This window comes from Terribacillus halophilus (assembly GCF_900162685.1).
Taxonomy (GTDB): Bacteria; Bacillota; Bacilli; order Bacillales; family Amphibacillaceae; genus Terribacillus; species Terribacillus halophilus_A.
The window spans coordinates 127,399-140,677 of the sequence record NZ_LT727828.1; the positions used below are offsets into that span (position 1 = coordinate 127,399).

Annotated in this window: 12 protein-coding genes; 9 read left to right on the forward strand and 3 right to left on the reverse strand. The window is 41.8% G+C overall.

Annotated features, from left to right (window positions below):
- Nucleotides 1–82 precede the first annotated feature (82 nt).
- Nucleotides 83–1,414 carry a penicillin binding protein PBP4B gene (gene pbp4b, locus B1K52_RS05430; RefSeq protein WP_077306140.1) on the forward strand — a complete coding sequence of 444 codons (1,332 nt, stop codon included), beginning with the start codon at nt 83–85 and terminating at the stop codon, nt 1,412–1,414.
- A 29-nt stretch (nt 1,415–1,443) separates the two neighbouring features.
- On the opposite strand, the gene B1K52_RS05435 is transcribed toward pbp4b, so the two are convergent.
- Entirely contained in the window at nt 1,444–2,037 is a 594-nt protein-coding gene (locus tag B1K52_RS05435; RefSeq protein WP_256855845.1) for a C39 family peptidase, read from the reverse strand.
- A 107-nt stretch (nt 2,038–2,144) separates the two neighbouring features.
- Nucleotides 2,145–2,855 (reverse strand): ArsR/SmtB family transcription factor, encoded by a 711-nt coding sequence (locus B1K52_RS05440; protein ID WP_373022233.1) that lies wholly within the window; start codon nt 2,853–2,855, stop codon nt 2,145–2,147.
- Between the two features lie 87 nt (nt 2,856–2,942).
- On the opposite strand from B1K52_RS05440, the gene B1K52_RS05445 reads away from it, so the two are divergent.
- Nucleotides 2,943–3,545, forward strand: coding sequence for a flavin reductase family protein (locus B1K52_RS05445; protein WP_077306146.1), 603 nt, complete (start codon nt 2,943–2,945; stop codon nt 3,543–3,545).
- Nucleotides 3,546–3,586: 41 nt separating this feature from the next.
- Here B1K52_RS05445 and B1K52_RS05450 read toward each other — a convergent pair whose 3' ends face one another.
- Nucleotides 3,587–4,105: a hypothetical protein gene (locus tag B1K52_RS05450; RefSeq protein WP_306278113.1), complete on the reverse strand. Its 519-nt coding sequence runs from the start codon at nt 4,103–4,105 to the stop codon at nt 3,587–3,589.
- A 131-nt stretch (nt 4,106–4,236) separates the two neighbouring features.
- Between B1K52_RS05450 and B1K52_RS05455 the strand changes: the two genes are divergently transcribed.
- The 7 genes from B1K52_RS05455 to nikB all read left to right on the forward strand — a co-directional run bounded on the left by B1K52_RS05455 (nt 4,237) and on the right by nikB (nt 13,278).
- On the forward strand, nt 4,237–4,926 hold the full coding sequence (locus tag B1K52_RS05455; protein WP_077306148.1) for a response regulator transcription factor: 690 nt from the start codon (nt 4,237–4,239) through the stop codon (nt 4,924–4,926).
- The gene (locus B1K52_RS05460) at nt 4,923–5,924 is read left to right on the forward strand and encodes a sensor histidine kinase (RefSeq protein ID WP_077306150.1); all 1,002 of its coding nucleotides are present in this window, start codon (nt 4,923–4,925) and stop codon (nt 5,922–5,924) included. Before B1K52_RS05455 ends, B1K52_RS05460 begins: the two co-directional genes overlap by 4 nt.
- A gap of 105 nt (nt 5,925–6,029) precedes the next feature.
- Nucleotides 6,030–6,791 (forward strand): ABC transporter ATP-binding protein, encoded by a 762-nt coding sequence (locus B1K52_RS05465; protein ID WP_077306152.1) that lies wholly within the window; start codon nt 6,030–6,032, stop codon nt 6,789–6,791.
- Complete coding sequence (locus B1K52_RS05470; protein WP_077306154.1) at nt 6,781–8,724, forward strand: ABC transporter permease; 1,944 nt, start codon at nt 6,781–6,783, stop codon at nt 8,722–8,724. The genes B1K52_RS05465 and B1K52_RS05470 overlap by 11 nt, the downstream gene beginning before the upstream one ends.
- Before the next feature lie 41 nt (nt 8,725–8,765).
- On the forward strand, nt 8,766–10,667 hold the full coding sequence (locus tag B1K52_RS05475) for an ABC transporter permease (protein ID WP_077306156.1): 1,902 nt from the start codon (nt 8,766–8,768) through the stop codon (nt 10,665–10,667).
- A gap of 143 nt (nt 10,668–10,810) precedes the next feature.
- Nucleotides 10,811–12,340, forward strand: a complete 1,530-nt coding sequence (nikA, locus tag B1K52_RS05480) for a nickel ABC transporter substrate-binding protein (RefSeq protein ID WP_077306158.1) — start codon at nt 10,811–10,813, stop codon at nt 12,338–12,340.
- Nucleotides 12,340–13,278 (forward strand): nickel ABC transporter permease, encoded by a 939-nt coding sequence (gene nikB, locus B1K52_RS05485; protein ID WP_077306160.1) that lies wholly within the window; start codon nt 12,340–12,342, stop codon nt 13,276–13,278. The genes nikA and nikB overlap by 1 nt, the downstream gene beginning before the upstream one ends.
- The last annotated feature ends 1 nt before the right edge of the window (nt 13,279 follow it).

The following is a 13,279-nucleotide window of genomic DNA, read 5'->3' on the forward strand; positions in this document are numbered from 1 at the left end:
TGCTTTTTTCGTGTTTTTACTGTTGCGAAAGGATTTATTTCTTTTTAGCGGAAACAGTAGAAAAGACGAAGGAGGAATGTGAATGTTACGAACGGGTCTGCAAACTGCGGTTCTGGCTCTAATGTTATTGCTATTGTTCGTACCGACTGAGGTGGTGGCTATGTCAAATGAACCCACGATACTTAAGAAAGTGAAAAATCCAGAAGAAGCAGGCTTTACGAAGGCTGGCTTAGCTAAAGTTGATAAGTTAATCGAAAATGATATCGAGAACGGGTTTCCGGGAGCGTCCTTAATCATTATAAAAGACAGGAAAATCGCAAAAGAGTCTCGTTACGGTTATCAGCAAGTATATGACGGACTAGAAAAGCTGAAGCATCCAAAGAAGTTGAAGAAGGAAACACTTTATGACTTGGCTTCGAATACGAAAATGTATGCTACAAACATTGCATTGCAGCATCTAGTGAGTACAGGCCAGATCGCTTTAACAGATAAAGTCAGTGCGTATATTCCGGAATTCAAGGATAAAGCAGACGCAGACATAAAAGGGAAAGATACTATCTTAATTCAAGATCTGCTACAGCATCAAGCAGGCTTCCCTGCAAGTATAGAGTTCCATGATCCGAACGCAGCAGGTGTGTTCTATTCTCAAGATAGGGATCGCACCCTTGAACTTCTTCCACAAGTACCGCTGGAATATGAACCTCGCACAAATCATTTATACAGTGATATTGATTATATGCTTTTGGGCGTCATTGTGGAGCGGGTGACGGGGAAACAGCTAGATACGTTTGTGGAGGAAACTTTCTACAAACCGCTTCATTTGAGTAATACAATGTTCAATCCATTGGACAAGGGCGTAAAGAAAAAAGATATAGCGGCGACAGAGCGTCTGGGTAATACACGTGATGGATATATCTCCTTCCCGCACATTCGCCATGAGACAATTATTGGAGAAGTACATGATGAAAAGAGCTATTATGCAATGAATGGTATCGCTGGTCACGCTGGTCTTTTCTCCACGACAGCGGATATGGCAGTACTCCTGCAAGTGATGCTCAATGGTGGTGACTATGGCGCTCATCGATTTTTCGATGAAGCTGTGATGGACGAATTTACAGCAGCTTCTCCGACGAATGAAACCTATGGACTGGGCTGGAGGCGGAATGGAAGTGGTGGGAAAATGGATTGGATGTTCGGTTCATTGGCAAGTGAAACTGCTTATGGACACACAGGCTGGACGGGGACAGTAACTATTATTGATCCTGCGTATGATTTAGGCATCGTGCTGCTGACAAATAAGAAGCATACACCTGTAGTGAATCCGGAACAAAACAGCAATCTATTTGCAGGGGATGAGTATGCTACCGGCGATTATGGACCCATTGTTCAAGCAATATATGAGGCGATGAGATGAAGAAAACACGGTTGGAACACCGTGTTTTTCTATGTGACGACAAGAGCGCGTCTGCCCATGGCGTCATATATGCGAATGAAGTGTTCTTTTGCTGCTTTTACATGTGCCCCGCTTTTTTCCGTCGATTCACAGTCATGGAAATAGACATAATCATCGTCTGTCCCAGTCAAAACAATACAGTGGAGCGGACGGGGTGCGGGTACAGTTTTACCGGCAGGCGTCTTCCAGGAACGCTCAATAGGCAGTTCATGATGAATTGTGAACCAGATTAGCACAGGTCGACCATCTGTCAGATGACTTTCGATGCTTGGGAATGCTTCGCCATACAGAGCCAAGCTGCCAGGACGATATCTATCTGCTAGCTGTTTGAGCGGTCTTGGATTTATGGTAATACCATTATCAAAAGGATCTCCGACAAAGCCATCTTCGGGATCGCCCCAAACTGTTATTTTTCCATCTTCATCGCGGGCTATAGGTGTTTGATCCATCGGCATTTCACGAGCTAATGTCAGTTTGCTGACCGATACACCATAGAAAGAGAGTGCCATTGTCAGTGCTGTGACTTCACAGCCAGAAGGAAGTTCGGGTCGCTGCTTGGTATATGGTATTTCTAGTAAATTCACGTGCATCCCCCTTCACCTTTATTTTCCTAATTATAGCAATAGTATAGATTATGCAGTACTAACAAATTTCGCTTAAAGTACAGAAAACTTCAACCAGCTGAAGATTTTTATTTCACAGCTGTTTCATTTGAGTTAGAAACATCTAATCCAAAAATAGTCTTGAATCCTTTCTTCCCCGTTTCTGTGGGAAGCAGAGCCCGCGAAGCAGCTTTCTTATTAAACCAACCCAATTCTAAGAAACGTATTAGCATTGCGTTCCCTAAAGCCCCAGCAATATGATGCTTTCGTTCACTCCAGTCTAAGCAGCAAGGACAGAAAGATCGTCTCTTTTTCCTCGCTAGTTCCAGGTCGATACCAAAGTGGGAGAAGAAATGCTCTCCTTTTTCGCTTAGCAAATAATGTTCGTTTTCTTGTGTGATGTAACCATCGTTTATTAAGGATTCTGTAATCTTTATTGCAAGTGTACCGGCAAGGTGATCATAGCAAGTCCGGGCATACCGGATAGCTTGATCTTCTCCAGCCTGTTTAAAGGAAGAAATTCGTGGTGGTGGTGAAATAGTCAGCAGCGATTCAAGTATCTTCGCAACATCGGGGCTCATCAATCCATAATAGCGATGGCGCCCTTGTTTGGTCTGATGGATAATACCGGCATCTTCTAATCTTTTTAGATGAAAACTGGCAGTTTGCGGTGTTATGCCAGCGAATCTGGCTAGTTCTCCGGATGTGTGATACCGCCCATCCAGCATCGAAGTAAGCATAACGCTTCGAGATGGATCAATCAGAAGTCTTGCAGCTTCAGCAGTGTGTTGTCGGTACAATGGCTTTTCTCCTTTCCTTACATCCATATTTCGATGAGGTTCTTATCATATTTATTTTAAGCTAATATATGGAAGGAGAGAAGATACATGGTCATAAAAAAACAAACGATTCACCCTAAAATTTTGTATTATGGTAATCCAGTGGTACTTCTGACTACAGCAAATGAGGATGGTACGACGAATATAAGTCCGATATCTTCATCTTGGGCTTTAGGTCATATGTTAGTTCTTGGTCTTGGTACAGATGGAAAAGCGTACGAGAATTTAGAGAGGCAAGGAGAATGTGTATTGAATCTTCCAGGTCCTGATTTATGGACTCACGTTGAAAGATTAGCGTCTTGCACAGGAAAAGAAAAAGTTCCTCTTGGAAAAGAAGCATATGGCTGTATATCAATCCAAGACAAGTTCGGTTATGCGGGACTTATAAGGCAACCTTCTGCGATGGTAGATGTGGAAGCGGTGGCACAATGTCCGCTCCATATTGAAGCACAAGTAATGCATATTAGGAAGCCTGATTATTTGGAAGGAGTTGCGATCGTGGAGGTAGAAGCTTTAACTGTTCAAGCCCATAAAGATATTCTGGAAGAAAGTAATCATCACATTGATCCGAGTGTATTCAGCCCGTTGATTTATAATTTCCGTCATTATTTCCAGCTTGGAAATGAGTTAGGAAAAACAGTTCGAGCATAATACCATAAAGAACAGCCTGCAGTTAAATCTGCAGGCTGTTCTTATTCTGTCATCAAAGCTTCAAGCGAATCTAAAATGTGGTCAATCAAACTTGGAATATCCTCCATCTGATTTTCATTAATCTTACGGTCAAAATGAACTTCTACGGTATTTTGGTAGTGTGCTTGCTGGTTATCAAATACATATTGTAATGTTTGTTTTGGCCGGCTTGGCGGGGTCCATATTTTGGTTAGAATCGATTCAATAATAGGACACTCTGTTTCCGGATCTTCAACTGTCATAGTAAAGAACACACGTAATGTGCAGCCTGGATCTGTGTCTGGTGCTTCCAATATTTCATCTGCTAAATCCTTTAGAGACGCTTCTAAACAAATTTCCGCAGTGATGTCGGCATTGTCTTGCATCGTAAAGCCCAAGCGAAATTCACGAGACATTGTTGCCATTTCCATGTTGTCATGCCGAGATATAATGTTGATTTCATTATCCAGATTGTCCAGATCATAAAGCTGGTTTTCAAAAGCTATTTTCAAGTTATCAAATACAGTTGGATCGAACATCATGCAGAACCTCGCTTTATTTATATGAGAAAACTCTAGCACATGCTTGATATAGAAACAATCTTTAAAATAGACGGTAGTAAAAATATGGGATATTCGTTACAATTCTAAGCAAGACGAATGGGGTGACGAACGTGTTTAAGATTTTGTTGATTGAAGATGATAAAAGCTTATTCGAAGAGATTAAGGCACGCTTGACGCAATGGTCTTATGACGTACAAGGGATAGATGATTTTGGGCAAGTAATGGAAAAGTTTTCGGCAGTTAAGCCGGAGCTTGTGCTGATTGACATTCAGCTGCCGAGCTATGATGGGTTTCATTGGTGCCGCATGATTCGAGCGCACTCCAATGTACCAATCATTTTCTTGTCCTCTCGAGATCACCCGATGGACATGGTTATGGCGATGCAGCTGGGCGGAGATGATTTCGTACAAAAACCATTTCACTTTGAGGTGCTGATTGCTAAGATCCAAGCGATTCTTCGACGTGTTTATAATTACAGCATAGATACCGTCAAATTAAAGACATGGAACGGTGCGACGGTAGATTATGAAAAAAATGAAGTTGAAAATGATGTCGGAAAAGTGGAACTGACAAAAAATGAAATGTTTATCCTGAAGCTTTTAGTTGAACAAAAAAACAAGATTGTTTCACGTGAAAAACTAATAACAAGTCTATGGGACGATGAACGCTTCATTAGCGATAACACACTAACAGTGAATGTGAACAGATTGCGAAAGAAATTGGAAGCTATCGGTCTTGGTCAGCATATTGAAACAAAAGTAGGGCAAGGATACGCTGCACTTGAGGCGGATAATCTATGATTCGTAGCTATTTGCGTGATAAAGCGAGCTGGATCGGTATGTTTATCCTGCTATCCTGTTTGCTTTTACTAGTAGCTTATGTGGATTCGACGATTCCCTTTGCATCGATTCTGTATCTCTTAATGCTGTTCTGGCTACTGCTGCTTATTTTTCTATTCCTTCGCTATCATCGGGAAACCCGCTTTTATCGTGGTATAAAAGATTGGGAAAAGAGTCTGGATGCATCCACTTTGCCTGAACCCAATCGTCCTTATGAGTATATTGTGCATGAAAGTCTTCAAGAACAAGTGCGTTTCTTAAATCGAACTTCTGCTGATCGTCGGGAAGCTTTGGAACAAGAGAAAGATGAGCTACTGTCTTGGATCCACGAAGTAAAAACACCTTTAACTGCGATGCAGCTAATCATGGAGCGGATAGAGGATATGACATTAAAGCAGCAGCTCACGTATGAATGGCTTCGTGTACATATGCTGTTAGACACCCAAATCCATCAAAAACGAATTACGTTCATTGAAAACGACTTATTTATAGAAGAAATCCAGTTACCGAATGTAATAAGTCAGGAAGTTAGATCACTAAGATCTTGGTGTATGCAAAAGGGAGTTGGGTTTGAAATAGACCTAAAAGAAACAATGGTGCTCAGTGATACAAAATGGTTCACATTTATTCTACGGCAGCTGTTATCCAATGCCGTCAAGTATAGTGAAAACAGTGATATTCACATCATGAGTGAAAAGCGGGATGGACATATACGGATACATATTCAAGATAACGGTATCGGAATAGATGCAAAAGACATGCCGCGGATATTTGAACGGGGTTTTACATCAACAGTCCAGCACGATAAAGCGGCTACAGGTATGGGGCTTTATCTGACTAAAAAGGCAGCGAAGCCACTCCGAATCAACATTGACGTGGCATCTGAAATAGGAAAAGGCACATGCTTTACACTCACTTTCCCGAAACGGAATGAAATGGTCGGCATGACGAGCGTGTGACAAGATTGTCACACGCTTTTGTTCGTTTGTTAGCTGAAAAGCAGGAGCGTATTTTGGTGCATCCGTATACTTGAGGTAACAAATCACACAAAGAGGTGCGAATAAATGGGAATTCTAGAAGCGACAAGAGTGCAGAAGAATTACGGCAATAAATTTAATAAACAGGAAGTACTGCGAGGTGTCGACCTCAGCATTGAAGCAGGTGAGTTTGTGGGGATTATGGGATCGTCCGGATCTGGTAAAACAACGCTGCTGAATGTTCTATCCTCAATCGATTATGCAAGCAGCGGTACCATCCTCATCCAAAACAATGAAATCACAAATATGAAGGAAAAGCAGCTGGCAGAATTCCGTAAAAATCATTTGGGCTTCGTTTTCCAAGAGTACAATCTGCTTGATACATTAACGGTGAAAGAAAATATCCTTCTTCCGTTGTCTATCAAGAAAGTACCGAAAAAAGAAGCCAATCAAAAGTTTGAAGAAGTAGCCAATCAGCTTGGAATCTTTGATATTCAAAACAAGTATCCTAGCGAAATATCCGGCGGTCAGAAGCAGCGTACATCAGCAGCTCGTGCGTTTATTCATGAACCAAGCATCATATTTGCCGATGAACCGACAGGAGCGCTTGATTCTAAATCAGCATCTGATCTGCTCAACAAGCTTAGTTCGCTTAACCAGAACCGGAAAGCAACCATCGTGATGGTCACACATGATCCAGCCGCCGCCAGCTACTGCAGCCGCGTTATTTTCATTAAGGACGGCCAAATCTATACCCAGTTGAACAAAGGACAGCAAGAAAGACAAGCCTTCTTCAAAGATATCATGGCCACGCAAGGCGTGCTCAGCGGGGTGCAAAATGAACATTAATAGCCTGATACTCCGTAATCTGAAGAAAAATCTGCGTAACTATTATTTGTATGTATTTGCTTTGATCTTTAGTTCAGGATTGTATTTTGCTTTTGTAACGCTGCAGTATGATAAGTCGATGGATCCGGTGGAAGGTTCGGTAAAAGGATCTGCTGGTATCGGAACTGCTTCTATTCTTCTTATCGCGATTGTTGCTGTCTTTCTGCTTTATGCAAATATGATCTTCATTAAGCAGCGCAGTAAGGAAATCGGTCTTTTTCAGTTGATTGGAATGACGAAGAATAGAGTTTTTGGTCTGCTTAGTGCAGAGAATGCGATTCTATACTTTGGTAGTTTAGTGATCGGGGTTGCTTTAGGTTTTATCGGTTCCAAGCTCTTGATTATGATTCTTTTCAAGATTACTGGAGTGGAAGGAATTGCTTCTTTATCTTTCTCACCTAGAGCTTTACTCCAAACGTTTATCTTTTTCCTATGCGTCTATGTGCTGATTCTGTTGATGAATCTATTTTTTATCAAGCGGCAGACGATTTTATCATTATTCCGTGTAAAATCACAAACAGAGATGACAGCACGCAAGCTGTCAGTCTTTCAAGTTATTATTGGTATCTTGGGTATTGCCTTCATTGCCACTGGTTATATCTTGTCAGGAAAGCTTTTTGATGGAGACTTCTCCACCATGGTGGAATTATTCGGAGGCATGATTTTCATCTTGTTTTCTGTCATTCTTGGTACTTACTTGTTCTACAAAGGGTCGGTTGCCTTTTTAGTCAGTCTCATACGAAAACAAAAGGGCGGCTATCTAAATATTAAGCAAGTGCTGTCTCTTTCGTCTATCATGTTTCGTATGAAATCGAATGCCGCACTTTTAACAATCATTACCACTGTTTCTGCATTGGCTATTGGGCTATTGTCCTTAAGCTATATCACGTACTACTCTGCTGAGTCGACAGCTTATAACTATACAGGCGGAAAGGATTTCTACTTGCTAACAGAAAAGGATGCTGAAGCTTTCCGTCAGGTATTAGATGAGGCAGATATAGCTTATAAGGAAAACAAAGCGGAAGTGTATACAACGATGCTGGATATTGAGGATATCTTGCAAACAGCATTAGAGATGAATTTTGATGCTTCAATGATGGAAACGGTCTTCATTAGTGAAGATGCAGCTGGCATAGAAGTAGCTCCGGATGAGTTGAAATTGACGGGCTATAATGAGATGCTGCAGCGCTTCATGTCTTTAAAGGGTGAAGGGGATGTCACGGTTCATGGTAAAGATTCAGAGGTAGCACTGCACTACACAGGGCTGCAAGATGAATACCCTGTATCGAACTATTACACCATGGGTGGCCTGCCAACCATGGTAGTGGATGAAACTGTATTTGAGCAGTTGAAGCAAGATCTTGATCCAGAGATTGCACAGGAATATACCTTGTATTTTGGATACGAGATTGAAGGTAAAGATCAACTAGAAAAAGCGAATGAACTTTTCAAACAATTAGATTTGGAAGCGGCAGATTTTAGTGATTCAAGAATAGATGTTGCTGAAGATCAGAAGTCTTCCATTGGTTTAGTACTATTTATTGTAGGATTTCTCGGTTTGACATTCTTGGTCACCTCAGGCTGTATTCTTTACTTCAAGCAGATGGATGAAGCAGAAAGTGAGAAAGCGAATTATACAATTTTGCGTAAGCTTGGCTTCACAACAACCGATCTTCGCCGCGGTATTCAACGGAAGCAGCTGTTTAACTTTGGTATCCCACTAGTCATTGGTCTATTTCACAGTTACTTTGCAGTCCAATCTGGTTGGTTCTTATTCGGCACTAGCATGCTGACACCGATGATTATCGTTATGGTGATTTACACGATCCTATACTCTATCTTTGGAATTCTCTCCGTTATTCATTACAACAAAGTTATTAAAAACTCACTTTAAGGAAGGGCTGCAACCAGCCCTTTTATTTTGGAGGGAGCTACATGACAATCTACCAGTTACTTCTTCGTAACATAAAGAAGAACTTACGGCATTATTATTTGTATTTCTTTGCGCTTGTGTGCAGTATTGCATTGTATTTCGCTTTTGTCACGCTTCAATACGAGGCGGTAGTCGGTAAGTTAGGTGAATCATTTAAAGTACAGGCCGGCATTGAAGTAGCATCTTATATGCTCGTTTTTATCGTCGCAGTTTTCCTCCTCTACGCGAATGGATTATTTCTAAAGCGCCGAACAAAAGAAATTGGATTGTATCAATTGGCAGGAATGACAAAAAGACAGGTCAGTTTGTTGTTTTTGATAGAAAATGCTGCGCTTTATGCCGGTAGTCTGTTAGCCGGCATATTCACTGGGTTCATTGGGTCCAAACTGTTAATGATGACTTTATACAAACTGCTTGGGATAGAGCAGGTTGCCACGCTGCAGTTCTCCTGGCAAGCTGTCATCCAAACAATCATTGTCATTGTTATTTTATATGCACTACTTATGATAATGACATCACTGCAGATTAGGAGATATACACTGCTGGCGTTATTCCGCCAGCAAAGTAAAACAGAGTCTGGCCAGCGCATCCGATGGTTCCAAGTGGTCATTGGTATTGTGGGTCTCTTCTTCATTGCCTCAGGTTATTACACGTCGACCACTCTTTTTGACGGTAACACGGAGAACTCTACTGCCTTAACGAGAAAGATGGGATATACGCTCGCTAGTACAATTATCGGTACATACTTTTTCTATAAAGGTTCTGTCACACTGCTGTTCCTGCTAATTCGCAAAAGCAAGCAAGGTTATCTGACTATCCAACAAGTGATGTCCATGGGCTCCATCATGTTCCGAATGCGTACAAATGCTTTTCTGCTGACGGTGATAACAACGGTCACTGCTTTAGCAATTGGTTTCCTGTCGCTTGGTTACATAGCCTACTATTCTTCAGGAAAAGAAGCTGATGCTAGTACAGGAGGTGCTGATTTTTACTTTGCCTCTGAAGATGATCAGGAAAAATTTCAGAAGAAGCTAGGCGAATCGGAAATTGATTATGAGCAGACGAAGAAGGAAATTGCTCAGATAAAAGGAAATATCGCAGACACCCTGTCAAAGGACAGTACGCTGTCGCCTGAACAGGAAGTAACATTCATCTCATCTGATCAAGCAGATATTGCTGTGAAAGCAGGTCATGTTATTTTCGTTAAAGATGATGATTATGCTCACACGTCATTTCAAGCGGGGACGCTAGCTGTTCATGCATCAGATCGGAATCGATCTTACCAGCTAGATGACATTGTAAAACGTTCAATCGTACCATCTATCGTGACTCTCGGCGGTCCGGCAGCGGTATTATCACCAGCTGACTTTGAGAAGGTTCACAATGACAAAGCTGCCAAACAGCAAACACTTCATTTCACTACGCTTAAAGATAGGGAAGATGAAGAAAAAGCAGCCAATCTGTTTATTAGTTTAAAACCAGATGAAATAGCTGTCTCTAAGAAGGCCTCCTCAGAAATATCTAGAATAGCAATGGGCTTATACATGTTTATTGTTGGATTCTTAGGTCTGGCTTTCCTGCTCACCTCCGGCTGTATCCTATATATTAAGCAAATGGACGAAGGGGATAGTGAGAGGCCTACTTACTCAGTTTTGCGAAAGCTTGGTTTTACAGAAGCTGATTTACGGAAGGGGGTTATTCAAAAGCAGCTCTTCCACTTTGGTATTCCTATAGCTATTGGACTGTCTCATAGCTATTTTGCTGTTAAATCCGGCTGGTTTTGGTTTGGTTCTTCTTTATGGACGCCAATGCTGGTGGTGATGGTTATGTTTACCTTACTTTATTCTGTTTTCGGTGTACTTTCTGTTCTATATTATCAATACGTAATAAAACAATCACTCTAACGGATCAGCTCTGGCTGGTCTGTTTTTTCGTAGTACTGCATCTTTATGGAACTTTAACTTTACAAAACGTAATCGTTACGATATGATACAAAGCGTAATAATTACGAAATTAACTTATACATATAAATTGGGGGAGAAAAAGCATGAGGAAACTTTGGATACAAGCAATCGGTTTAATTGGACTAGTTCTGCTGCTGGCAGCATGTTCAGATAACGCAGGCTCTGAGAGCGATGGTAAGCATTTAACTTTTGTATATAATTTCGCGACAAACTCCTTGGATCCAAATGTGGACTCCAGCTATGTACCTTTGCGAGCGGGTTTAACAGAAACTTTAGTACGATTGAACGAAGAAACACTTACAATTGAACCGTGGCTGGCTGAAAGCTGGGAAGGAACAAATGAAGGAAGAGAATGGACCATTACACTTCGAGAAGGCGTTCACTTCCAAAATGGCGAGACAATGGATGCAGAAGCTGTAAAAGCATCGCTGGAACGTTCTTTGAAAGATAATGTAGCGATTCAGAATGCATTGAAGATTGACTCAATCGAAGCAATTGACAACAACACATTACATGTCACGAATACGCAGGCATTTCCAGAATTCATTTCTGAATTAGTTAATCCGAATGTTTCTATTATCAATGTGGAAGCGGGAGACTTTGTAAATAATCCAATTGGGACAGGCCCTTTCAAGCTGGAATCATTCACGCCAGGAAGCAAGCTTGAACTTGTTCGCAATGAAGATTATTGGGATGAAAAAGGAAAACTTGATTCGGTCACGTTTTCCTTTAATGAAGATGCAAACGCACGTTCATTAGCATTAGAGTCTGGTAATGCGGATGTTGTTTTTCGGCCGGAAGTGGAGAGTATTGAAAGCTTGGAAGCAAAGGATGGCTTGAAAGTTGAATCAACGGAAACATTTCGTGTGCACCAGATGACAATGAATATGCAACGTGAGGCTTTGCAGGATGTGAATGTACGTAAAGCAGTAGATGCATTAATCGATCGCGATAAGATTGCTGATTCTGTCTTACTAGGATATGCACAGCCGGCAAAAGGGCCGTTCCCGGATTCATTGCCATTCGCACCTAGCTACAGTGAACATGAAACAGGGCCTGATTTAGCAGAGCAATATCTAGAGAAGGCGGGCTATTCCTTAGAAGACGGGAAAATGCAAAAAGACGGGAAGCCGCTTACGTTAACCATGCTGACTTACTCTGCTAGAGCGGATCTTCCATTGATTGCACAGATTTTCCAATCGGATGCGAAAAAGCTTGGTATTGAAGTGGAACTTCGTCAAATTGAAATTCCAGAAGAGTATATGGCAGCAAATCGCGACTGGGATTTGGCCACTTATAGTAACTTGACAGCTCCGCGCGGTGATGCTGGTTATTACTTAAATGCAACGTACCATCCGGATGGTGCTTTGAACTTCAGCGGAGCAGATGAACCGGAATTAACGAAGATTATTGATGAATTGAATGTGACTGTAGACGCAGATAAGCGTGCCGAGCTGGCGGAAGCTGCAGCGAATTATGTGGATGAGCATCAAATTAATTCCTTTGTTATTTATCCAGATACGCTGGTAGCTTACGATGAGACAAAAGTGAAAAACTGGGTTACAACGCGAAGTGAGTACTACATGATTACGAATAAATTGGATGTGAAGTAATGTTTCGTATTATTGGGAAACGATTGGTAGAGGTTGTGCTGTTCGTTTTGTTCGTCACCTTCTGCAGTTTCCTTTTCCTTCGTCTTGCGCCTGGTGATCCAGCGCTCACCATTCTGAATGTGGATGAACTAAATGTCAGCCAGGAACAAGTGGAGGCACTGCGTGAGGATATGGGCTTTAATGATCCGTTAATCGTACAGTACGGCAAATGGCTGCTGGATTTCATCCGTCTTGATTTTGGTAATTCCTATATTACGAATCAGCCTGTATCGGAGATGCTGATGACGGGTCTTCCAGCAACCTTGGAACTGACAATTGGTTCTTTAATTGTCATGCTTATCGTTGCTATACCATTGGGATCATTATCGGCGCTTTATAAAGGAAGTTGGATTGACCATATCAGCCGCTATTTCTCTATTATTGGCGCAGCCGTCCCAAGTTTTTGGCTCGGACTTATATTCATTGATATGTTCGCTGTGAGGCTAAACTGGTTCCCAACGATGGGGCGCGACAGTTTGCTGTCGCTTGTACTGCCAGCAGTAACATTAGGACTCGCGATTGCAGGTGTGTATGTGCGGCTGCTTCGTTCCAGTCTTTTAGATTCAATCGGACAAGAGTTTGTTCGGGCAGCAAGAGCGCGTGGTATTGCTGAAAAGCGTATTTTCTTTTCGCATGCTTTTCGCTACAGCCTGCCGCCGGTCATTACAGTGTTTGGTGTCAGTCTCGGCAGTTTGATCGGAGGGGTAGTCGTAGTAGAAGTGCTATTTGCTTATCCGGGTGTAGGGAAACTCGTTGTAGACTCCATCCGTCAGCGTGATTATCCGCTTATCCAAGGTTACATTGTCTTGATGGCAGCGATTGTTTTTGTTGTAAATACATTAGTAGATTTATCTTATCGGTACGTAAATCCAGAACTTCGATTAAAGAAAGGAAGCTAAG